Origin of the sequence: Bradyrhizobium jicamae (assembly GCF_018130695.1) — a bacterium.
Classification (GTDB): Bacteria; Pseudomonadota; Alphaproteobacteria; order Rhizobiales; family Xanthobacteraceae; genus Bradyrhizobium; species Bradyrhizobium jicamae_B.
The window spans coordinates 190,985-213,375 of the sequence record NZ_JAFCJX010000007.1 but is presented as its reverse complement, the minus strand read 5'-3'; the positions used below and the strand labels follow the sequence as shown (position 1 = coordinate 213,375).

Genomic DNA, 22,391 nt, shown 5'->3' with positions numbered 1-22,391 from the left:
AAACCCCGCCGTCTGGACGGGGTTTTTTCTTGAGTCCCGTCTCCGGCAAACATCCTCAAGGAGATGGAACCATGACTGACCTACGATCCCGATTGCACGGCCTCTGGCTGCCCCTCGTCACGCCATTTCGCAATGGCGAACTGGACGAGCCGTCACTCAGACGCCTCGTCCGTCACTACGCCAGCCGCCCTGTCGACGGCTTCATCCTCGGCGCCACCTCTGGCGAGGGCATGTCGCTCAGCACGGCCGAGCTGGAGCGCCTGGTGGGCGTGGTGCGCGCCGAGTTCGGGGAAATCCGCCGCCCCCTGCCGCTGTGTCTTGGGCTATCCGGCGCCAGCACAGCCAAGATGAAGGACGCGCTGGATGAGACCGCGGACTGGCCGATCGACGGCTATCTGATCGCAAGCCCCTACTATACACGGCCGTCACAGCGCGGCCTCACGCAGCATTTCACCGCGCTCGCCGATCACGCGGCCTGGCCGCTGGTGCTCTACAACATCCCCTATCGCACCGGCGTCAACCTCACCAACGACACGCTGCTCGCACTCGCTGATCATCCCAACATCGTCGGCATGAAGGATTGCTGCGCCGACCGCGCGCAGACCATCGATTTCCTCGAGCGCCGCCCGGCCGGCTTCCGCGTGCTGACCGGCGAGGATGCACAGACTTTTGATGCGCTCAGCGACGGCGCCGATGGCGCGATCCTGTTGTCGGCACATCTGGAGACCGAGACCTTCGCATCGATCCGCACGCATCTGCAGCAGGGCCAGCGCGACGCCGCGCAGGCGTGCTGGAAGAGCGTCGCAAACCTCACCAGGCTGTTGTTCGCCGAGCCGAGCCCGTCACCCGCCAAGCACTTTCTGTGGCGGCACGGCCTGATCGACAGCGCCGAGGTCCGGCTGCCGATGGTCGAGGTCAGCGCGGAGCTCGCGACGTGGCTCGATCACGAGATCGAGCGACGGACGCCAGCGAAGTTGGAAACGGCGTAGTCTCTTCACCTCTCCCCGCCCTTCAGCGGGGAGAGGTCGAAATTCAAGCGCAGCTTGGATTTCGGGTGAGGGGCGAGGCACGCGAGCGAGGCGTTCGCTGCTCGCGGAAGACAGCACCTTTCGAGACAACTCACAGCTCGATCGCGGAGAGTTCCCTCACCCGGAACGCATCTGACGATGCGTTCCGGCCTCTCCCCGCAAGCGGGGCGAGGCGAAGGAAGGAGGGCTCAATCCAGCTTCACGCGTGACAACCGCAACGCATTGCCGATGACGCTGACCGAGGACAGCGCCATCGCAGCAGCGCCGACCATCGGCGACAGGAGCAGGCCGAACAGCGGATACAGCACGCCGGCAGCAATGGGGACGCCGGCGGCGTTGTAGACGAAGGCAAACGCCAGATTCTGGCGGATGTTGCGCATGGTCGCGACCGACAGACGGCGCGCACGCACCAGGCCCATCAGATCGCCGGTGAGCAGCGTCACCCCTGCGCTTTCGATCGCGACGTCGGTGCCGCCGCCCATGGCGATGCCGACATCGGCGGCCGCGAGCGCCGGTGCATCGTTGATGCCGTCACCGACCATCGCGACCTTGCGGCCCTCGCCGCGTAACCGCTGCACGACATCGCTCTTGCGCTCAGGCAGCACACCGGCCTCGACCTCGTCGATTCCGAGAGTGTGCGCCACCGCACGCGCGGTGGTCTCGTTGTCGCCGGTCAGCATCACCACGCGCAGGCCGTCGCTGCGGAGGGCTTGCAGCGCGCCCGCCGCCGAAGCCTTGATCGGATCCGCGATCGCGATCACGCCGGCGATCCGGCCATCGACCGCCGCGTAGATCGCGGTGGCGCCATCCTGCCGTGCGGCGTCCGCAGCCTGGTCGAGCGCTCCCGTCGCAATCCTCAGCTCGCTCATCAGCATCGCGTTGCCGAGCGCAACCTGCTTGCCGTCGACGATGCCGGTCGCGCCCTTGCCGGAGGGCGAGGCAAACTCGTTCACCGGCACGAGCGCAACGCTGCGCTCCTTGGCTGCGACGAGGATCGCATGCGCCAGCGGATGTTCACTGCCCTGCTCGACGCTCGCGGCAACGCGCAGCAGGTAGTTCTCATCAAAACCTGCGGCCGCAATTACTTTCGTCACCTTCGGCTTGCCCTCGGTGAGGGTTCCGGTCTTGTCGATCACGATGGTGTCGATCGCCTCCATCCGCTCCAGCGCCTGCGCGTCGCGGATCAGGATGCCGGACTGCGCGCCGCGGCCGACGCCGACCATGATCGACATCGGGGTTGCGAGGCCAAGCGCGCAGGGACAGGCGATGATCAGCACGGTGACGGCGGCGACCAGTGCAAACGTGAAGCGCGGCTCCGGACCGAAGGTGAGCCAGGCGATAAACGCCAGCACGGCCGCCGCAATCACCGCCGGCACGAACCAGCCGGCGACGCGGTCGGCCAGGCGCTGGATCGGCGCGCGCGAGCGCTGCGCCTTCGCGACCATGTCGACGATCCGCGCCAGCATGGTGTCGCGGCCGATCTTCTCGGCACGCATCACCAGGCCGCCGCTCTGGTTCACGGTGCCGCCGATCACGCGATCGCCCTCGGCCTTGGAGACCGGCATCGACTCGCCCGTCACCATGGATTCATCGAGCACGGCGCGGCCTTCGGTCACGACGCCGTCGACCGGAATCTTCTCGCCGGGCCGCACGCGCAAGAGATCGCCGACCTTGATCGCGTCGATGTCGATATCCTCGTCGCCCTGATCGGTGATGCGGCGCGCGGTCTTCGGCGCCAGGCCCAGCAGCGCACGGATCGCGCCCGAGGTCTGCGCACGGGCGCGAAGCTCCAGCACCTGGCCAAGCAGCACCAGCACGGTGATGACGGCCGCCGCCTCGAAATACACCGCGACCGCGCCATGCATGTCGCGGAAGGCTGGTGGAAACAGTTGCGGCGCCACGGTCGCGACGACGCTGTAGAGATACGCGACGCCGGTGCCCATCGCGATCAGCGTGAACATGTTGAGATTGCGCGTCCGATTTTGAGTGGGGCTTGATCTTGTCCGAAAACCGGAAAGCCACTTTTCGGGATCAAGCCCAAGCGACTGCCAGCCGCGCACGAAGAACGGCGCACCGGCCCACAGCACCACCGGCGTCGCCAGTACGAGCGAAATCCAGTTCGACCAATTCGGCTCGACCAAATGCCCCATGCCGAGATGGCCGCCCATCTCCAGCACGAACACCGGCAAGGTCAGCGCGAGGCCGATCCAGAACCGCCGCGTCATGTCGATCAATTCAGGATCAGGACCGTCGTCGAGCGAGACCTGCTCCGGCTCCAGCGCCATGCCGCAGATCGGGCACGAGCCGGGACCGACCTGCCGGATCTCCGGATGCATCGGACAGGTGTAGATGGTGCCTTCAGGCGCCGGCGGTTCCGGCTCACGTGGCTTGAGGAATTTCTCGGGCTCGGCCTCGAAGCGCTCGCGGCAGCGGCCGCTGCAGAACAGATACTCCTCGCCTTGGTAGGTGAAGCGATGCTTTGCGGTCGCCGGATTGACCTTCATGCCGCAGACCGGATCGATCGCCAGCGCCGGCTCCGTCGGCTTGTCGCCATGCTCGTGCTTGCCGCCGCAGCAGGAATGCGCAGGCGCGCCGTGATGATGAGCGTGCCCGACGTGCGAATGGTCGTGCTCTGAATGTGCCACGAAACTCTTCCCGGCCGGCAGCCCGGCCCCTTGAACAATATACCCTAGGGGGGTATATGAGCCCTATGCGCGAAGAGATCAAGACATCCTGTTTGAAACGTCTCAAACGAATCGAGGGCCAGGTCCGCGGCCTCGCCGGCATGGTCGAGGAAGACCGCTATTGCATCGACGTGGTGACGCAGATCGCCGCCGCCCGCGCGGCGCTCCGCCGCGTCGAGGAGGAGATCCTGCGCGACCATGTCGCGCATTGCGTGGAGCACGCGATCTCGTCCGGCGACAAAGCCGACCAGCGGCGCAAGATCGCCGAGTTGATGGATGTGATCGGGCGGGCGGATCGGTGAGGCGGGCTTGCTTCGCCTCTCCCGCTTGCGGGGGAGGCCGACGCGCGTAGCGCGGCGGGTGGGGGCTCGCTCCACACAGGGAATCCCAACGTGGAAGCACCCCCACCCCGCCCTCCCCCGCAAGCGGGCTGTTCGATTCACACATCGCGGAGCCCCAGAGTGGCGCCAAATTTGATGGCTTGGAAGGCTTCGAGCCCGATGCGCATGGTTTTTGGTCCCGGCTTGCCGTAGTAGCCATCCCATCCGCCTAAGCGGGCAATGACCCAGGCGGCGAAGGCCAGCGACCCCTTTGGGTGCGTGTTCTTTTGCCGCTCGGTCTTGCCTTCCAGTTTTGCCGAGATGGCCTCGACGATGGCTTGATCGGCAGGCTCGAAGACCTCGATCAGGTTTTGGCCGGTGGTGCCATCGCGCGCCTTGACCAGTTGCATCACCGATACAGCCGCGACGGCCACCGCAGCGGCGAGCCTGATCATGACCTCGGGATCGCTGATGTCGGCGGCTTCGATGTCGAAGCCCCCGGTCTTCTGCGTGTGGAAGTATTCCTCGACGGCCCAGCGCATCCGGTAGAGCTCAACGATGCGCCGCGCTTCGGCGATGTTCGTGACTGGATGAGTCGTCAGCAGCCGCCAATGGATCGGCTTGCCACCCTCCGGTGTCGATGTCTCGCGGATATCGACCATGGTCAGCTTGACCGTTTCGGGCAGATCGGCTGCCCCATGCAGGGGCCTGCGCAGGACCACAGACGAGAAGCGGACGGCCAGCTCGCTGCTGCGCGCCTTGCGGCCGGGAGCCGCAGGAATGCGGACGTTGAGGCGGCCGTCTTCCGGTAAACTATCGATATGCGAGAACAGCAGATCGATCTGCTGCTCTTCCTCGCCCGTCTCGATCCGGCGGTTCTGGCAGGCTCGCACGATCAGATGCGTCGCCGACGGACGGAACGCGAGGTGCGCGTAGATGTCGCTTTCCCGGTCCGAGACCACCGTGACGCTCGCCGCCTCCGTCAGCACCTCTGCAGCGCGCCTCGTGCTGTCCAGCCAGCGTTGCGACTCCTTTTGGGTCGTCGTCCGCAACCGGCGATGACTGGCCTTGCCACCCGTCCGGTTCCACACCTTCGCATCGACGAGACCGATCACGCCACCGTTGCTGGCATCAACCGCCAGAGCCGCATGCAGCAGCAGGCCCCGCAGCGCCCCGCCTTTCCCGATCGGCCCGTAGCCGTTCGCTTTCGCACGCCGCCCGCCCAGCGAAAGCTCGCTCGTATCCTGCACCACGACGACGTCACGGCCCCGCGCACACTCCGCCGTGCGTTCCGCCGCGTGCGCGGCTATCTCTTCTGCCGTCACCGCGTCGTTGCGCAGAAAGCGCGTGAACTGAATCTCACGCGCGCGGTCTCGTTGCGCCAGCTGGCGGATGCATGAGCCCGGCCGCGCAACAAGCGCCGCATGCAAATGCACCCCCCTTTTTCCAGCCGCAGATCGCCAAAACGACCCAGCCCGTAATCCATCCCGGACATCGCTCTCTCCCGCGAATCATCACTCAACTCACGGAATCAGCGATCAAATTCCTCCGCAAGATGTGTGAATTGGACAGCGCTTGCGGGGGAGGGTCGGGGTGGGGGTGTCTCCGCATTGGGAGCCCCATCGTGGAGACACCCCCACCCGCCACGCATCTTACGATGCGCGTCGGCCTCCCCCGCAAGCGGGGGAGGCAAAGATCAGAATGCATACTCCGCATAGGCCGGTTCCACCGAGCCCTTCCAGGGGCCGTTGAACTTGTCGAGCATCTCCTCGGCCGGCGAACGGCCGGTCTCGATGATGTGCTGCAGCGGCTCGAGATAGCGGCTCTCGTCGCGGCCGAGATGGTCGATCCGGTTGCGGCGCCGCAGCCCCGCATGGGCCAGGATCAGGCATTCCTTGGCGATCTCGAACAGATAGCGGTCCTTGATCCGGGCCTTGAAGCCGAACCGCGGCACGTCGTCCCGTAAGGCCTGGCGCTCCGCCGCGGTCCAGTGGCGCACGATGTCCCAAGCGGCGCTCAGCGTGTCGTTGTCATAGAGCAGGCCGACCCAGAACGCCGGCAGCGCCGGCAGCCGGCCCCACGGCACGCCGTCGGCGCCGCGCATCTCGAGATAACGCTTCAGCCGCACCTCGGGGAAGATGGTCGAGAGATGGTTGGCCCAGTCCGACAGCGTCGGCCGCTCGCCGGGCAGGCGCTCGTTGCGGCCCTCGAAGAAGGCGCGGAACGAGGAGCCGGAGACGTCGATATATTCCTCGCCGCGCTTGACGAAATACATGGGCACATCGAGCGCGTAGTCGACATAGCGCTCGAAGCCCATGCCGTCCTCGAACGCCCAGGGCAGCATGCCGGAGCGCGCATTGTCGGTGTCGCGCCAGATCTCGGAGCGGAACGACAGGTAGCCGTTCGGCTTGCCTTCGGTGAACGGCGAGTTGGCGAACAAAGCGGTCGCGACCGGCTGCAGCGCCAGCGAGACACGCAGCTTCTTGACCATGTCGGCCTCGGAAGAGAAGTCGAGATTGGTCTGCACGGTGCAGGTGCGGAACATCATGTCGAGGCCGTATTGGCCGACCTTCGGCATGTAGTTCGACATGATCTTGTAGCGGCCCTTCGGCATCACGGGCACTTGCGCGCGCGAGAAGGATGGCGTCATGCCGAGGCCGAGGAAGCCGATGCCGAGCGGCGTTGCAATCTCGCGCACCTGCGCCAGATGCGCCATCAGCTCGCTCTGGGTCTGGTGCACGGTCTCGACCGGCGCGCCCGACAATTCGAACTGGCCGCCCGGCTCGAGCGAGATCGCGCCGCCGCCGGTGACGTCATAGAGGCCGATGATGTTGCCCTTCTCCATGATCGGCTCCCAGCCGAGCAGGAGCTTCATGCCTTCGAGCAGTGCGCCGATGCCTTTCGCACCCTCGTAAGGCACCGCCTTGTGGCCTTCGAGCGTGAACGGCGTCTTCTCGTGTTCGGTGCCGATGCGGAAATCGGCCTCGGGCTTCACGCCGGCCTCGAACCAGGCGACGAGCTCGTCGCGCGATTGCAAGGGCGTCATATCGATCTGGTCACGCGCCATACGAAATCCAACTTGAGAGCGCTTCGATCGAATGCGCGTGGTGGCAAGGACAGCCGCGCACCCTTTGGCGCGCGGTTGGTGGGGTCAAAGATATCATCGGGCGGACACGCCGTCTCGCGCGGGCGGCGCCTTGACATCGCTGCAGGAGCAGCCGAGCCGGTCGAGCAGGCCGCAGAGCTTGACCGCGTCGGTGTCCGACAGCTTGGAACCGACGTGCTTCTCGATCGCGGCCGAATAGGCGCTCCACATCCGCTTCTGCAGCTCGCGGCCGGCCTCGGTGATCTCGACGAACTGGCCGCGCTTGTCGATCTTGCATTCGCGCCGCGCGGCAAGGCCCTCGTCGACCAGGCGATCGATCAGCCGCGAGGTCGAATATTGCGGGATCAGCATCTGCTTCTCGAGCTCGACCGGGCGCAGCTCGCCGGACGGCGCGCGCGACAGCTCGAGCAGCGCGTCATACCAGGCGAGCGGCGGAAAGCCGGCCTTCTTCAAATCCTGTTCGACACAGTCGAGCACCCGGCTCTGTACCCGCATCAGGCGGATCCAGGCGGCGGTCGCCTCGGTCGATGGCTTGCGTTTCATGGTTTAGCTCTTAGGTCCCATGGACTGTTCTAGCGCATTGTATGCAGCTGCATCAATCTTGACTATTCCATGCAGATGCATTTAGTCATGCCCCCGCCTTCTGCCAATACCGTCAACCGGCCATAACAAAGGGAAGGAAAACCCTCATGAAGCTGTATTACTCGCCCGGCGCCTGCTCGCTCTCGCCGCATATCGCGCTGCTCGAGGCCGGCCTGCCCTACGACCTCGTCAAGGTCGATTTGCGCGCCAAGAAGCTCGAAAATGGTGACGATTTCCTGAAAGTGAACCCGAAGGGCCAGGTGCCGGCGGTCGAGTTCGCGCCCGGTCATCTCGTCACCGAGGGTCCGGTGATCGTGCAGATGATCGCCGACAAGGTAGCCGACAAGAACCTCGTTCCGGCCCACGGGTCCGCCGAGCGCTACAAGCTGCTGGAGTGGCTGAACTACATCACCACCGAGTTGCACAAGAATCTCGGACCGCAATTCGCGCCCGTGCTCGCCGACGACGCCAAGGCGTTCTTCAAGGACCGCGCGATGGGCAAGTTCAAGTATCTGGAGACCCAGCTCGGCGACCGCGACTACCTGATGGGCAAGCAGTTCAGCGTCGCCGACGGCTACCTCTTCACCATGATCATGTGGGCCACCGATCGCCTCGGCTTCGACTTCTCCGGCCTGCCGAACCTGCTCGCCTACAAGGCCCGCGTCGCCGCGCGGCCGAAGGTGCAGGAAGCGCTGAAGAAGGAAGGCCTGCTGAAGGCCGCGTGAGGTTTTGCCGCGCGAATAGCGAAAGGGCCGGATCGATTGATCCGGCCCTTTTTTGTTTTCTCTTCTCCTTCCCCCTGAAAGGGGGAAGGTCGGGATGGGGGTCAGCCACGCCCACCGGTCCGTGTGAGAGACTTGATCCCCACCCGCTTTGCTCTCGCGAGCAAAGCGACCTCCCCTTTACAAGGGGAGGTTGGTTAACTACTCCGCGGCTTGCGCTACCGGCTTCTTCGGCGGGAAGCGGCCGTAGAAGGTCTCGCCCTTGGCGGCCATCTCTTCCAGCAGCTTCGGCGGCGTGAAGCGGGAGCCGTATTTCTTCTCGAAGCTGTGGCAGAGCTCAACGAACTTCTTCGTGCCCATGAAGTCGATATAGGACAGCGTGCCGCCGGTGAAGGGTGCGAAGCCGAAGCCGAGGATCGAGCCGACATCAGCCTCGCGCACGTCAGTGATGACATTGTCCTCGACCGTGCGCGCGGCTTCCACCGCCTGCACCACCAGGAAGCGCTGCTTCAACTCCTCGACGCTGAGCGTATCAGGGTCGAGCTGCTTCGGCTGCAGCGCTGATAAACCCGGCCACAGGCTCTTCTGACCCTTGCCCTTCTCGGGATAGTCGTAGAAGCCCTTGGAATTCTTGCGGCCGAGGCGGCCCTGCTTCTCGACCATCTCGACCATCAGCTTCTTCTGGTCGGGATTGACGGCGTTGGGGCCGAGATCCGCTTCCGTCGCCTTCATCACCTTGAGGCCGAGATCGAGCGCGACCTCATCCGAGAGCGAGAGCGGGCCGACCGGCATGCCGGCCATCTTGGCGCAGTTCTCGATCATCGCCGGCGGCACGCCTTCGAGGAACATCTCGTTGCCTTCGCCGATGTAGCGGCCGACGCAGCGATTGGCGTAGAAGCCTCGGGAGTCGTTCACCACGATCGGCGTCTTGCCGATGGTGCGCACGTAGTCCAGCGCGGCCGCGAGCGCGGCATCGCCGGTATGCTTGCCCATGATGATCTCGACCAGCATCATCTTCTCGACCGGCGAGAAGAAGTGGATGCCGATGAAGCGGCCCTGATCCTGGAAGGATTCGGCCAGCGAGGTGATCGGCAGGGTCGAGGTGTTGGAGGCGAAGATCACGCCGGGCTTCAGATACTGCTGCGCCTTGCTGAAGGTGTCGGCCTTGACCTTGCGATCCTCGAACACGGCCTCGATGACGAGGTCGCATTCTGCGAGCGCGGCATAGTCGGCGGTCGCCGTGATGCGGCCCATGATCGCGTCGGCCTCGGCCTGCTTGGCACGGCCCTTGGCGACGAGACCGTCGATCACGCCCTTGGCGTGGGCCTTGCCCTTGTCGGCACTCTCCTGGTCGCGATCAACAAGCACGACGTCGAGGCCGGCGCGGGCCGAGACGTAACCGACGCTGGCGCCCATGAAGCCGGCGCCGATCACGGCGAGCTTCTTGATCTTCGTCGCCGGCACGTTGGCCGGACGGCGCGCGCCCTTGTTCAATTCCTGCATCGACAGGAATAGCGAACGGATCATTGCCGCCGCTTCGTTCGAGCGCAGGATCTGCGTGAAGTAGCGCGACTCGACGCGGAGCGCGGCGTCGATCGGCAGCTGCAGGCCCTCATAGACGCAGCTCATGATCGCGCGCGCGGCCGGATAATTGTCGTAGGTCTCGCGGCGGTAGATCGCGTTGCCGGCCGGGAACATCTGCATGCCCATCTTGGAGAAGACGGGGCCGCCGGGCAGCTTGAAGCCCTTCTCATCCCAGGGCGCAACGGCCTTGCCGCCGCCCTTGATCCAGTCCTTGGCGGCCTTGATCATGTCGGCGGCGGGAACGATGGCGTGGATCAGGTTGAGTTGCTTGGCCTTGGCAAGATTGATCGCCTCGCCCTTCAAGAGCAGCTGCATCGCATCCTGCGGCGGCACGATGCGCGGCACGCGCTGGGTGCCGCCGGCGCCGGGAAACAGGCCGACCTTGATCTCGGGCAGGCCGAGCCGGGTCTTCGGGTTCTCGGCTGCGACGCGGTAGTGGCAGGACAGCGTGATCTCGAAACCGCCGCCGAGCGCAAGACCGTTGATCGCGGCCGCCCACGGCTTGCCGGAGGTCTCGATGGAGCGGAACACCTGCGAGAAGCGGCGGCTCTGCTCGAACAGCACCGTGTTGGCAGCTTCCTCGCCCTTCTCCTTCAAGAGCTGCGCATAGGTGCGGCTCATGCCCTCGAGCATCGAGAGGTCTGCGCCGGCGCAAAACGCCTCCTTGCTGGAGGTGATCACGACGCCCTTGATCGCGGCATCCGCCGTGGTCGTCTTGACGATGTCCTCGATCTCGTTGATCGAGGTCTCGTCGAGCACGTTCATCGAACGGCCCGGGATGTCCCAGGTGACGAGCGCGATGCCGTCGGCGTCGGTTTCGAGCTTGAAATTCTTGTAGGCCATGTGGTGCTCCTCGGTGCCGGCAGCCATCTCAGGCGCGGCGGTTGTGTCTCGGATCGTAGGGTGGGCAAAGCGAAGCGTGCCCACCATCAAGTGCTCAGCAAGTTGTGGTGGGCACGGCGCAAGCGCGCCTTTGCCCACCCTACGGCAGTTCGTTACACGCGCTCGATGATGGTGGCGGTGCCCATGCCGCCGCCGATGCACAGCGTGACCAGCGCCGTCTGCTTGTTGGTGCGCTCGAGCTCGTCGAGCACTGTCCCTAAGATCATCGCGCCGGTGGCGCCGAGCGGATGGCCGAGCGCGATCGCGCCGCCATTGACGTTGATCTTGGCGTTGTCGATGTCGAAGGCCTGGATGTAGCGCAGCACCACCGAGGCGAAGGCCTCGTTGAGCTCGAACAGGTCGATGTCCGATTTCTTCATGCCGGAGCGCTCGAACAGCTTCTCGGTGACGTCGACCGGACCGGTCAGCATCATCGCGGGCTCCGAGCCGATATTGGCGAACGCGCGGATCTTTGCGCGCGGCTTCAGGCCGTGCTTCGCACCCGCCTCCTTGCTGCCGAGCAGCACGGCGCCTGCGCCATCGACGATGCCCGACGAATTGCCGGCGTGATGCACGTAGTTGACCTTCTCGACCTCGGGATGCGACTGCACCGCGACCGCATCGAAGCCGGCCATCGCGGCCATCGCCGCGAATGACGGCTGCAGCTGCGCCAGCGACTGCATGGTCGTGGTCGGGCGCATGTGCTCATCCTTGGCGAGGATGGTGATGCCGTTCTGGTCCTTCACCGGCACGATCGACTTGTTGAAGCGGCCCTCTTCCCAGGATTTTGCCGCGCGCTGCTGGCTCTGCACAGCGTAGGCATCGACGTCATCGCGCGAGAAGCCGTACTTGGTGGCAATCAGGTCGGCCGAGATGCCCTGCGGCATGAAATAGGCCGGCACCGCCATCGAGGGATCCATCGGCCAGGCGCCACCGGAGGCGCCGATGCCGACGCGGCTCATCGATTCGGCGCCGCCGCCGATCACGAGCTCGTGCTGGCCGGCCATGATCTGGGCCGCCGCAAAATTCACGGCATCGAGGCCGGAGGCGCAGAAGCGGCTGATCTGCACGCCCGGCACGGTCTGGCCGAGGCCGGCGTTCAGCGCCGCGAAGCGTGCGATGTCGGAACCGGCTTCGCCGACGGGATCGACCACGCCGAGCACGACGTCATCGACGGTGTCGACGCCGAGATTGTTGCGCTCCTTGAGCGCCTTCAGCGGCACCGTGGCGAGCGCCAGCGCGGTGACTTCATGCAGCGCGCCATCGGCCTTGCCGCGGCCGCGCGGGGTGCGAACGTGATCGTAGATATATGCCTCAGGCATGACGCCCTCCTGATATGAGGATCATAATATAGTGCTAAGCGGGGCGCCGCCGCGAGCGGTGCGGCGGCGAATTCTCTCTTTTGTTTGACGCGTTTTCTTCACGCGAACCGGTATCCACTTCGCTCGAAAACGCTTTAGAACGCTTCCTCAGAACGCTTCGGCCGCCAATTCCATCGTGGTGGCGCTGCCGCTCTGGATGCGGGCGAGATGCACCGCGGTCTCCGGCAAGAGCTTCTCCATGTAGAAGCGGCCGGTGACGAGTTTGGTCGAGAGATACTGCGACGTGCCGAAGGCTGCGATCTTGTCCTGCGCCACCTTGGCCATCTTCGCCCACATGTAGGCGAGCGCGACGAGGCCGAACAGCTTCATGTAGTCGGTCGCGGCGGCGCCGGCATTGTCGGGCTTGGCCAGCGCGTTCTGCATCAACCAGCCGGTCGCCTGCTGCAGATGACCGAGCCCGGCCGAGAGCGGCGTGATGAACGGCTTCATCGCTTCGTCTGCGCCATGCTCCTTGGCGAAGGCGCCGACTTCGCCGAAGAACGCCATCGCAGCGCGGCCGCCGTCGCGCGGCAGCTTGCGGCCGACCAGGTCGAGCGCCTGGATGCCGTTGGCGCCCTCATAGATCATCGCGATGCGGGCATCGCGCACGAACTGCTCCATGCCTTGCTCGGCGATGTAGCCATGGCCGCCGAACATCTGCTGGGCAGACACGGTGTTGGCGAAACCGGTATCGGTCAGCACGCCCTTCAGCACCGGTGTCATCAGGCCCATGTGGTCGTCGGCGGCCTGGCGGTCCTTGGGATCTTCCGAGCGATGCGCAACGTCGCTCTTCAGCGCGGTCCAGATCACCATGGCGCGCGCACCCTCGTTGAAGGCGCGGATGGTGAGCAGCGTGCGGCGCACGTCGGGATGCACGATGATCGGATCGGCCGGCTTGTCCGGCGCCTTGACCCCGGTCAGCGCGCGGCCCTGGATGCGCTCGCGGGCATAGGCGACCGCGTTCTGATAGGCGACTTCCGACTGCGCGAGGCCCTGCACGGCGACGCCGAGGCGGGCCTCGTTCATCATCACGAACATGCCCTGCATGCCCTTGTTCTCTTCGCCGATCAGCCAGCCGGTGGCGTTGTCGTAGTTCATCACACAGGTGGAATTGCCGTGGATGCCCATCTTGTGCTCGATCGAGCCGCAGGTGACGCCGTTACGCTGCCCGAGCGAACCGTCGGCATTGACCAGCACCTTCGGCACCACGAACAGCGAGACGCCCTTGATGCCGGCCGGCGCGCCTTCGATGCGCGCGAGCACGAGATGGATGATGTTCTCGGTCATGTCATGCTCACCGGCCGAGATGAAGATCTTGGTGCCCGTGATCTTGAAGCTGCCGTCGGCCTGGCGCACCGCCTTGGTGCGCAAGAGACCGAGATCGGTGCCGCAATGCGGCTCGGTCAGGTTCATGGTGCCGGTCCACTCGCCGGCCACCATCTTGGGCACGTAGGTCTTCTTCTGCTCCGGCGTGCCGTGCACCAGCAGCGCCGCGGTCGCGCCCATGGTCAGGCCGCCATACATCGAGAATGCCATGTTGGCGGAGATCTGGAATTCGTTGACCGCTTGGGAGAGCGTCACCGGCAGGCCCTGCCCGCCATATTCCGTCGGCGCGGAAAGCCCGAGCCAGCCGCCTTCGGCGACCTGCTTGAAGGCGTCCTTGAAACCCTTCGGCGTGGTGACGCTGCCGTCATCGGCGCGCTTGCAGCCCTCGAGATCGCCGACGCGATTGAGCGGCTGCAGCACTTCCTCAGCTAGCTTGGCGGCTTCGCCGAGGATCGCTTCGCGCACATCGGCCGACGCATCGGTGAAGCCCGGAAGGTTGTCGTATTTGTCGATCTGGAAGACGTCGTTGAACAGGAAGCTGACGTCTTCGACGGGGGCTTTGTAGGTCGGCATGATGTTCTCCCGGCTGACGGCGGCCCGTTGTTGGGCGGTGATTGCGGTCAGCGTATCCTTGGGTTTTCCTTGGGTTTGTTGGGACGGACCTTATCCGGTTCCGGAGGTCCGCGGCAGTGACTATCGAGAAGGTGCTTGCGACGTTGCGCCGCCAGTCTGCTTCATGAGCTGTTCGCCCATCAGCTGATGCAGCAGGTTGATCGCCTTGAGCGGGCGCACCATCACCTTGAAGTGCGTGATGCGGCCGTCAGGATCGAAGGTGATGATGTCGACGCCGTTGAGCTTGATGCCGTCGATCACGTTCTCGAATTCGAGCACGGCGCCGGTGTCGCTGGTCCATTCGCCGAGATATTTGAAGGTCGGACCGCCCAGCACCTTGGCGGCGCTGGTGAGATATTTGAAGGTGATGTCGCGGCCGCGCTGCGGGGTGTGCACCACGGGACTCTCGAACACCGCGTCGGGGTGCAGCAGGTCCCACAGGGCTGTGGTGTCGTGGGACTTCATGTAGGCGTACCACTTGTCGAGGCCCGGTCTGGTCATCGGACGTCTCCTGAGGTGGGTTAAAGAGCCTGGATCACCGATCCGGGGCCACGACGGGTGGCACGCCGGAACTCATATGCATATTGACGCATATGCACCATGACGCATAAAGTCAAGGGAACTTGAGACGGATGATGATGGAGGTGGGCGTTGGCACTCGGTGACGCAATCCTGGCCTGCCTGACCGAACGTCCGATGACGGGTTATGAGCTCGCCAAGACGTTCGACGCCTCGATCGGCTTCTTCTGGAAGGCCGACCACCAGCAGATCTACCGCGAGCTGTCCCGCCTGCGCGACAAGGGCCATGTGGTCGGGACCGAGGTGGTCCAGACCGGCAAGCCCAACAAGCTGGTCTACACCCTGACAGCGGAAGGCCGCGCCGCGCTCAAGCATTGGGCGGCCAAGCCCAGCGTCCCGCCGTCGATCAAGGACGACCTCCTGGTCCGGCTCTGCGCCCTCGACAGCGTCGACATCGAACCGCTCCGCGCCGACCTGATGGCCCGGCTGGAGCATCACCGCGACCGGTACGAGCGTTACGAGCGGCTGATCAACAAGCGCCTCCCCCAGGGCGTCGCCTCGCCGGCCGATCTCGGCAAGATGCTCGGCCTGCGGATCGGGCTACGCCATGAGCGCGTGGTGGTGGAATGGTGCGAGGAGGCGCTCGAGGCCCTGTCGGCGATCTCCGGCCGCAGCAATTTGCTGCCGCTCGACGACAAGCGCGAAAGCAACAGCTGAGACCGAGTTCCCGAGTTCCCTAACTTTAGGGCCTGCCGGCCAAATTCCTTAACCCGTTATTTACCGTGACGGGAAAAAGTCAGGACCTGAGGCAGACGCTCCGCGCAGAATTGGCTTGTCTCTTAACCGGGACGCGCGGGGAGGCTGCAGGCGCAGGGTGAGGCGCCGGAGTTGGGACCGGACGGTATCATGAATTCGCGCGTATCGTGGAGTGTTGACGGCATCGATCCCTCCGTCCGCGAAAGGGCCGAGGCAGCCGCGCGTCGTGCCGGCATGTCGCTCAACGACTGGTTGATGTCCACCATGGGTGACGTCGCGCCGCCGGATTTCCGCGCGCCCTCACAGCAGCCGCAGCAACAACCGCAGCCACAGCCGATGCCGAGCCGCGAGAGCCGTGATGTCGCCGACATCCATCAGCGGCTCGACGCGATCACCCGCCAGATCGACCAGATGTCCCGGCCGACGCAGCGATTCGAGCCGCCGCGGGCCGATGTGCCGCGCGGCCAGCCCACCGTGGCGCGCCAGCTCAACGACGCGATCTCGCGCCTCGATGCGCGGCTGTCGCAGATTTCCAAGCCGGCACCCGCTCGCGAGCCGCAGATGGCGGCCCAAGAGCGGCCAATGCAGGAGCGCCAGCCGCAAGAGCGGCCGATGCAGGACCGCTCGATGCAGGAACGGGCCATGCAGGACCGGCCGATGCAGGCACCGCCGATGCCCGACCGGCAGCGCCAGGCCGAGGCGGTTGAACGCGCCGCAGCGCAAGTCTATCGTCCCTCGCCGCCACTGAGCCCGGCCTCGTTCGATTCCGCGATCGCGGAGATCGCCGCGCGCCAGAACGAGCTCGACGCACCGCCGCCGCAACGGATGCCGCTGCGCAATGTCCAGCCGACACCGCCCATGGCGCCCCCGATGGCACCTGCCGCTGCTCCCATGGCGTCCTACACCCCGCCGCCTCCGCCGCCGTCCCCGGTGGCACCGGCAGGTCCGGACTTCTCGCAGCTCGAAAAGCACCTGCTCAAGATCACCAGCCAGATCGAGGCGCTGCAGCGTCCTGATCACATCGAGCAATCGATCGCCGCGTTCGGCAGCGAGCTCTCCGAGATCCGCCAGGCGATCACGGAAGCGATGCCGCGCCGCGCGATCGAATCGATCGAGAACGAAATCCGCTCGCTGCACCGCCGGATCGACGATACCAAGCAGACCGGCTCCGACAGCCAGGCGCTCGACGGCATCGAGCGCGCGCTCTCGGAGATCCGCGAGGTGTTGCGCTCGCTGACCCCGGCCGAGCAGCTCACCGGCTACGACGAGGCGATCCGCAATCTCGGCGCCAAGCTCGACATGATCCTGCGTGCCAACGACGATCCGTCGACGGTGCATCAGCTCGAAGGCGCGATCTCAGCGCTGCGCGCGATCGTCTCCAATGTCGCCTCCAACGACGCGCTGGTGCGGCTGTCCGACGACGTGCAGATGCTGTCGGGCCGCGTCGAGCAGCTGGCGCAGATGTCGCGCGCCCCGGACACCACCAGCGATGCTTTTGCGGTGCTGGAGCAGCGCATCGCAGCGCTGGCCTCGTCGGTGGAAAATCGCGAACGGCCCGTCGTCAACGACAATTCGGAAGTCATCGAGAACGCGGTGCGCTCGCTGTCCGAGCGGATCGACCGCCTGCAGGTCGGCAATGACAGCGCCTCCGCGATCGCCCATCTCGAGCAGCGCGTCGCCTACCTGATCGAGCGGATCGAATCCTCGTCCGACCAGCGTTCGCCGAATATCGGCCGCGTCGAAGAGGGGCTGCATGACATCATGCGCCATCTCGAGGCGCAGCACGCCCACATCGCCTCGCTGGCCGATGCCACGCGCAATTACAGCCCGCCGGCGCCGCAGCCGATGATGGATCCTACCATCGTCGACATGGTCAAGCGCGAGCTGTCCGATCTGCGCTTCACCCAGTCGGAAACCGATCGCCGCACCCAGGATTCGCTGGAGACGGTGCACAACACGCTCGGTCACGTCGTCGATCGCCTCGCGATGATCGAGAACGATCTGCGCGCGGTGCGCACCGCGCCGCCGCCGGCAGCGCCCGCGCCCGCACCCGTGCATGCGCCGGTCGAGGCTTACGTCGAAATGCCGCGGCCGCCGATGCCGCAGGCCTATGCGCCCGAGCCCTTCAGGCCTGAGCCTTTCAAGCCCGAACTGCCGAACCCGGCGCTGGCGCAGGAGCACTTTGCCGCCGCGCCGCGCGATTTCCATGCCGCGCAGCCGCCCGCGATGCCGGCACCGCCCCCGGTGCCGCCGATGCCGCCGCGCGCGATCAGCGAAATCCTCGAGCCGCACGCCGCGCCGCCGCCGCCGCGGGCGTCGATCGCGCCCGAGCTGCCGCCGGATCATCCGCTGGAGCCGGGCACGCGCCCCGTGGGCCGCAACGCGTCGCCCTCGGAGCGGATCGCCGCCTCCGAGAATGCGATCAGCGAGATTCCCGCCGGCAAGAAGGAGCCGGTCTCGACCTCGAGCTTCATCGCCGCCGCGCGCCGCGCCGCGCAAGCCGCTGCCGCGCAGCCGGTGAACGAAAAGGCCACGCGCGCCGCCAGCAAGGCCGCTGCGAAAGCCAAGGACAAGGCCGACAAGGCGGACAAGGCCAAGGCGCAGGCAACCGCCACGATCAAGGCGCCGGCCGACGGCGAGCCCTCGACCATTACCTCGAAGATCCGTTCGCTGCTGGTCGGCGCGAGCGTCGTTGTGATCGTGCTCGGCACCTTCAAGATGGCGATGAGCCTGCTCGACACTGGCGAGCCGCCGCAGATGCCGCCGATGGAGAATTCCGCGCCGGCGCCGAAGCCGCAGACCCCTGCGGAGAACTCGGCTGTAACAGCGCCAGCCGCGCCTCCGGCTGCGCCCGCGCCCTCGATGACCTCGCCGACCCCGCTCGGCAAGCAGTCCAACAACTCGTCGGCGCCGAACACGCTCGACAGCGCGCAGGTCGCGATCCCCCAGGCTGCGGCGGCGATGCCCGCGCCGCAGGAAGCGCCCGCGGCAACACCGGCTGCGCCCGCCGCTGATGTCACCGGCACGATTCCGAGCCAGCCGCGCGTGCCCGGCAAGCTCTCGATGATCCAGATCCCTGCGAACGAAAAGCTGCCTGATGCGATCGGCGGACCGGCGCTGCGCACAGCTGCGCTGAAAGGCGATCCGGCGGCGGCCTATGAGGTCGGCCTGCGCTATGCCGAAGGCAAGGGCGTTCAATCCAATCTCGACGAAGCCGCAAAATGGTATGACCGCGCGGCGCAGGCCGGCGTGATCCCGGCGGTGTTCCGGCTCGGCACCTTCTACGAGAAGGGCCTCAGCGTGAAGCGCGACGCCGACGTCGCGCGGCGCTACTACGTGCAGGCCGCGGAGCGCGGCAATGCCAAGGCGATGCATAACCTCGCCGTGCTCGACGCCGATGGCGGCGGCAAGGGCGCCAACTACAAGAGCGCGGCGCAGTGGTTCCGCAAGGCCGCCGATCGCGGCGTCGCCGACAGCCAGTTCAACCTCGGCATCCTCTATGCCCGCGGCATCGGCGTCGAACAGAACCTCGCCGAATCCTTCAAGTGGTTCAGCCTCGCGGCCGCCCAGGGCGACGCCGACGCCGGCCACAAGCGCGACGATGTGGCAAAACGCCTCGATCCGCAGTCGCTCGCGGCCGCCAAGCTCGCGATCCAGACCTTTACCCCCGAGCCGCAGCCCGACGATGCCGTCAATGTCGCAGCCCCCGCCGGCGGCTGGGATGGCGTACCGGCGAAGCCGGCGGCGGCAACCCCAGCCCCAGCCAAGGGCAAGCCGATCGCGAAGCGCGCCGCCGTGCTTGCCGCCCAGCATTAGGTCAGTCGATCCGCAGGCTCGCTTCACCTCTCCCGCTTGCGGGGGAGGTCGACGCGCTCGAAGAGCGTGGCGGGTGGGGGCTCTCTCCGCGTAGGGAATCCCGATGCGGAGACACCCCCACCAATAGCCGATGCTCCGCATCGGCGTTCGTTAAACAACGGCGGCCATAGGCCGCCTATGCCTCCCCCGCAAGCGGGAGAGGGGCAGAGACCTGGCGTCGCAGCCATGTACCTCCGCACTCCGGCCGTGTAGACAGACACCGCGCCAACGGCCGGAGGACCGCGCTTGTCTGTCGATGATGGTCAGGATGAGAATTTTCATCTGAAGTCGCCGACGGGCCCCCGGGTCGCGCCACCGCGACAACCATCGCCATGGCAAGCGCCACCCTGGCAAACACCACCGCAACACGCACCGCGCCCGCCGGATCATCCGCCGCTGACGGCGCTGCGGGCGTTCAAGCCGTCGTTCTGGTCCGTGGTCATCTTCACCTTGCTGCTGTCCGGCGTCGGCATCCGCGCCTATCGCGACCTGTCGCGTCCCGGCGCCTGGGATTACTGGCGCGAGACCTATGTCGCGGCCAGCATGACGGCGACGGTGATTCCCGATGCCGACATCGAGCGCACCGGCCGTGGCCGAAGGGCGCTCGCGATCAGCGGCGAGATCGGTGCGGCCAGCGCCAACTGGCTCCGCGACAAGCTCGACGAGGCCAAGCTTGCGCCCGGTGATGTCGTGCTGCTGTCGTCGCGCGGCGGCTCGCTGAACCAGGCCGCGATCATGGGCGAGATCATCCGCTCGCGCGGGCTCTCGACCGCCGTGGGTACCGCCGATGCCGCCGGGCGCGTCAGCCCGGCCCGCTGCGCCAGCGCCTGCGTGCTGGTGTTTGCCGGCGGCAAGACCCGCTACGGCGTCGAGGACTCCTTGCTCGGGGTTCATCGCTTCACCGCGACAACGCAGGTCTCCGACCCCATCGCAGAAGCCCAGCGGATCTCCGGCATGGTGCTGCACTACATGACCAAAATGGGCGTTTCCTCCACGGTGGTCGAAGCGATGTCACAAACCGCTGATATCCGCTGGCTCTCTCCCAAGGAGGCCGTGGCGATGAACCTGATCACGACGCCGATCGGGCGGCGTTAGAATCCGGCTCGCACGTTAATCTGAATCATTCACCACACGACAACTGCGTGCGGCAAAAAAGCCCGCCAATGCGGATTCTTTAGTCCCTCTGTCAGCCGATATCGGTTATGCAGGGACGCGGCAATCGACCCGCGTTCGCGCCAGCCACCTCGCGCGCCAACCGGATTGCCTTGCCGGCTCGACCACCACGCCGGGATGCGGCCCATCGGCCGGCCTCGCGGTAAAACGACAAGAAGCGACCCGCGCGTGCAACTCTACCTCCCGATCGCCGACATTCCGGTCAATGTCTTCCTCATCCTGGCGATGGGCGCGGCGGTTGGGTTCGTCTCCGGCATGTTCGGGATTGGCGGCGGCTTCCTGATGACGCCGCTTTTGATTTTCGTGGGCATCACGCCGGCGGTCGCTGTCGCCTCGGTGGCGAGCCACATCGCCGCGTCCTCCTTCTCCGGCGCGATCTCCTATTGGCGACGGCGCGCGATCGATCCGCTGCTCGCATTGGTGCTGCTGACAGGCGGCACGATAGGCACCGCACTCGGCGTCTGGACCTTCACCTTCCTGCGCACGCTCGGCCAGCTCGACCTGATGATCGCGCTGTCCTACGTCGTGCTGCTCACCACGGTGGGCGGGCTGATGTTCTGGGAAGGTCTGCGCGCGATGCTGCGGGTCCGCCGCGGCGGCGCGGTGACGCTGCGCAAGCCGGGCAGCCATGTCTGGATCCACGGCCTGCCGCTGAAGCTGCGCTTCAAGCGCTCGAAGATCTATCTCTCGGTGATCCCGGTGGTGGTGGTCGGGCTCGTGATCGGCTTCATCGGCGCTGTGATGGGCATCGGCGGCGGCTTCATCCTGGTGCCGCTGATGATCTATCTGCTGCGGGTGCCGACCTCGACCGTGATCGGCACCTCGATGGTGCTGACCCTGGTCACCATGGTGTTCGCCACCCTGCTGCATGCCGTGACCAACCATCTGGTCGACGCAGTGCTGGCGCTGATCCTGATGATCGGCGGCGTCACCGGCGCGCAGTTCGGCGCGCGTGCCGGCCAGAAGATCCGCGGCGAACATCTGCGCCTGCTGCTCGGACTGCTGGTGCTCGCGGTCGGTATCCGCTTTGCGATTGAACTCGTGATCCGGCCCGAGGATCTCTTCACCATCCGCGAGAGCGCGACCGGAGGCACGCCATGAGGTGGGGCCTGCCGCTTGCGATCGCGGGCCTCGCCGCGCTGCTTGCGGCAGCGCCGGCGCGCGCCGAGCGGCTGATCGTCTCGGTCTCCAACCATCGCGTCACGGTGACGCCGAACTATTCGGGCGGTGAGCTCGTGCTGTTCGGCTCGGTCGAGAAGGACGACAAGACGCCTGCGGGCCGCAACAATTACGATCTCGTCGTCACCGTCTCCGGCCCGCGCGCCGACATGGTGACGCGGCGGAAGGAGCGCAGATTCGGCATCTGGATCAACACCGACTCGCGGCAGTTCATTCAGGTGCCCGGCTATCTCGCGCTGTTCGCCAACCGCCCGTTCGACCAGATCGCCTCGCCCGAGGTGCAGCGGCGCCAGCAGCTCGGGCTCAACAACGTGCTGCTGACGCAACGCGTCGGCCCCGATTTCGCCGACGTGGTGCCGAACGACCCGTTTCGCAGCGCCTTCGTCCGCCTGCGCACCGAGCACGGACTCTACCGCGAGGCGCCCTCGGCGGTGACGTTCCTGACCCCGACCCTGTTCCGCACCGGCATTCCGCTGCCGGCCGAGGTGCCGATCGGCACCTACAATGTCGAGATCAAGCTGTTTGCCGACGGCGCGCTGGTGACCAGGACCGACACCGCGTTCGAGATCGTCAAGGTCGGCTTCGAGCAGTTCGTCGCCAACACCGCGCGGCACAACGGCCTCGCCTACGGCCTCGTCACCGCCTTCATGGCGCTGATGACGGGCTGGATGGCGTCGATCGTGTTCCGCAAGGATTAGAGAA

At 66.0% G+C, this 22,391-nt stretch carries 16 protein-coding genes; 8 read left to right on the top strand and 8 right to left on the bottom strand.

Translation table 11 applies throughout. From position 1 onward, the window contains the following. Positions 1 to 71 precede the first annotated feature (71 nt). Positions 72 to 989, top strand: coding sequence for a 4-hydroxy-tetrahydrodipicolinate synthase family protein (locus JQ604_RS12395; RefSeq protein ID WP_212357557.1), 918 nt, complete (start codon positions 72 to 74; stop codon positions 987 to 989). Positions 990 to 1,216: 227 nt separating this feature from the next. Here the strand turns inward: JQ604_RS12395 and JQ604_RS12390 are convergent, their stop codons facing one another. Beyond that, positions 1,217 to 3,673: a heavy metal translocating P-type ATPase gene (locus JQ604_RS12390; protein WP_212357554.1), complete on the bottom strand. Its 2,457-nt coding sequence runs from the start codon at positions 3,671 to 3,673 to the stop codon at positions 1,217 to 1,219. A gap of 65 nt (positions 3,674 to 3,738) precedes the next feature. On the opposite strand from JQ604_RS12390, the gene JQ604_RS12385 reads away from it, so the two are divergent. Next, complete coding sequence (locus tag JQ604_RS12385) at positions 3,739 to 4,014, top strand: metal-sensitive transcriptional regulator (protein WP_212357780.1); 276 nt, start codon at positions 3,739 to 3,741, stop codon at positions 4,012 to 4,014. 137 nt (positions 4,015 to 4,151) lie between these two features. On the opposite strand, the gene JQ604_RS12380 is transcribed toward JQ604_RS12385, so the two are convergent. From JQ604_RS12380 to JQ604_RS12370, 3 genes are all read right to left on the bottom strand, one after another. Next, the gene (locus JQ604_RS12380; protein ID WP_349631092.1) at positions 4,152 to 5,468 is read right to left on the bottom strand and encodes an IS4 family transposase; all 1,317 of its coding nucleotides are present in this window, start codon (positions 5,466 to 5,468) and stop codon (positions 4,152 to 4,154) included. A 260-nt stretch (positions 5,469 to 5,728) separates the two neighbouring features. Continuing rightward, positions 5,729 to 7,099, bottom strand: a complete 1,371-nt coding sequence (locus JQ604_RS12375) for a glutamate--cysteine ligase (protein ID WP_212357551.1) — start codon at positions 7,097 to 7,099, stop codon at positions 5,729 to 5,731. Positions 7,100 to 7,192: 93 nt separating this feature from the next. After that, on the bottom strand, positions 7,193 to 7,681 hold the full coding sequence (locus JQ604_RS12370) for a MarR family winged helix-turn-helix transcriptional regulator (protein WP_212357548.1): 489 nt from the start codon (positions 7,679 to 7,681) through the stop codon (positions 7,193 to 7,195). 146 nt (positions 7,682 to 7,827) lie between these two features. On the opposite strand from JQ604_RS12370, the gene gstA reads away from it, so the two are divergent. Further along, positions 7,828 to 8,445 carry a glutathione transferase GstA gene (gstA, locus tag JQ604_RS12365; protein ID WP_212357545.1) on the top strand — a complete coding sequence of 206 codons (618 nt, stop codon included), beginning with the start codon at positions 7,828 to 7,830 and terminating at the stop codon, positions 8,443 to 8,445. Between the two features lie 198 nt (positions 8,446 to 8,643). Here the strand turns inward: gstA and JQ604_RS12360 are convergent, their stop codons facing one another. The 4 genes from JQ604_RS12360 to JQ604_RS12345 all read right to left on the bottom strand — a co-directional run bounded on the left by JQ604_RS12360 (position 8,644) and on the right by JQ604_RS12345 (position 14,708). Further along, on the bottom strand, positions 8,644 to 10,869 hold the full coding sequence (locus JQ604_RS12360) for an FAD-dependent oxidoreductase (RefSeq protein ID WP_212357542.1): 2,226 nt from the start codon (positions 10,867 to 10,869) through the stop codon (positions 8,644 to 8,646). Positions 10,870 to 11,021: 152 nt separating this feature from the next. Beyond that, positions 11,022 to 12,230, bottom strand: a complete 1,209-nt coding sequence (locus tag JQ604_RS12355; protein ID WP_212357539.1) for an acetyl-CoA C-acetyltransferase — start codon at positions 12,228 to 12,230, stop codon at positions 11,022 to 11,024. 147 nt (positions 12,231 to 12,377) lie between these two features. Further along, the gene (locus JQ604_RS12350; protein WP_212357536.1) at positions 12,378 to 14,168 is read right to left on the bottom strand and encodes an acyl-CoA dehydrogenase C-terminal domain-containing protein; all 1,791 of its coding nucleotides are present in this window, start codon (positions 14,166 to 14,168) and stop codon (positions 12,378 to 12,380) included. Positions 14,169 to 14,288: 120 nt separating this feature from the next. Further along, the gene (locus JQ604_RS12345) at positions 14,289 to 14,708 is read right to left on the bottom strand and encodes a nuclear transport factor 2 family protein (RefSeq protein ID WP_212357533.1); all 420 of its coding nucleotides are present in this window, start codon (positions 14,706 to 14,708) and stop codon (positions 14,289 to 14,291) included. 150 nt (positions 14,709 to 14,858) lie between these two features. Between JQ604_RS12345 and JQ604_RS12340 the strand changes: the two genes are divergently transcribed. The 5 genes from JQ604_RS12340 to JQ604_RS12320 all read left to right on the top strand — a co-directional run bounded on the left by JQ604_RS12340 (position 14,859) and on the right by JQ604_RS12320 (position 22,387). Next, positions 14,859 to 15,443: a PadR family transcriptional regulator gene (locus JQ604_RS12340; RefSeq protein WP_212357530.1), complete on the top strand. Its 585-nt coding sequence runs from the start codon at positions 14,859 to 14,861 to the stop codon at positions 15,441 to 15,443. Between the two features lie 189 nt (positions 15,444 to 15,632). Further along, entirely contained in the window at positions 15,633 to 19,298 is a 3,666-nt protein-coding gene (locus JQ604_RS12335; RefSeq protein WP_212357527.1) for a tetratricopeptide repeat protein, read from the top strand. 285 nt (positions 19,299 to 19,583) lie between these two features. Further along, positions 19,584 to 20,432: a hypothetical protein gene (locus JQ604_RS12330; RefSeq protein WP_212357524.1), complete on the top strand. Its 849-nt coding sequence runs from the start codon at positions 19,584 to 19,586 to the stop codon at positions 20,430 to 20,432. Between the two features lie 246 nt (positions 20,433 to 20,678). After that, the gene (locus tag JQ604_RS12325) at positions 20,679 to 21,611 is read left to right on the top strand and encodes a sulfite exporter TauE/SafE family protein (RefSeq protein ID WP_212357522.1); all 933 of its coding nucleotides are present in this window, start codon (positions 20,679 to 20,681) and stop codon (positions 21,609 to 21,611) included. Then, positions 21,608 to 22,387: a TIGR02186 family protein gene (locus JQ604_RS12320; protein WP_212357519.1), complete on the top strand. Its 780-nt coding sequence runs from the start codon at positions 21,608 to 21,610 to the stop codon at positions 22,385 to 22,387. Before JQ604_RS12325 ends, JQ604_RS12320 begins: the two co-directional genes overlap by 4 nt. Positions 22,388 to 22,391 lie beyond the last annotated feature (4 nt).

Bases quoted from the DNA above. Each gene is read 5' to 3' on its own strand.
- gstA (WP_212357545.1), top strand. From the start codon at position 7,828: ATGAAGCTGTATTACTCGCCCGGCGCCTGCTCGCTCTCGCCGCATATC.
- JQ604_RS12345 (WP_212357533.1), bottom strand. From the start codon at position 14,708: ATGACCAGACCGGGCCTCGACAAGTGGTACGCCTACATGAAGTCCCAC.
- JQ604_RS12370 (WP_212357548.1), bottom strand. From the start codon at position 7,681: ATGAAACGCAAGCCATCGACCGAGGCGACCGCCGCCTGGATCCGCCTG.
- JQ604_RS12335 (WP_212357527.1), top strand. From the start codon at position 15,633: ATGAATTCGCGCGTATCGTGGAGTGTTGACGGCATCGATCCCTCCGTC.
- JQ604_RS12395 (WP_212357557.1), top strand. From the start codon at position 72: ATGACTGACCTACGATCCCGATTGCACGGCCTCTGGCTGCCCCTCGTC.
- JQ604_RS12385 (WP_212357780.1), top strand. From the start codon at position 3,739: ATGCGCGAAGAGATCAAGACATCCTGTTTGAAACGTCTCAAACGAATC.
- JQ604_RS12375 (WP_212357551.1), bottom strand. From the start codon at position 7,099: ATGGCGCGTGACCAGATCGATATGACGCCCTTGCAATCGCGCGACGAG.
- JQ604_RS12320 (WP_212357519.1), top strand. From the start codon at position 21,608: ATGAGGTGGGGCCTGCCGCTTGCGATCGCGGGCCTCGCCGCGCTGCTT.
- JQ604_RS12360 (WP_212357542.1), bottom strand. From the start codon at position 10,869: ATGGCCTACAAGAATTTCAAGCTCGAAACCGACGCCGACGGCATCGCG.
- JQ604_RS12350 (WP_212357536.1), bottom strand. From the start codon at position 14,168: ATGCCGACCTACAAAGCCCCCGTCGAAGACGTCAGCTTCCTGTTCAAC.
- JQ604_RS12355 (WP_212357539.1), bottom strand. From the start codon at position 12,230: ATGCCTGAGGCATATATCTACGATCACGTTCGCACCCCGCGCGGCCGC.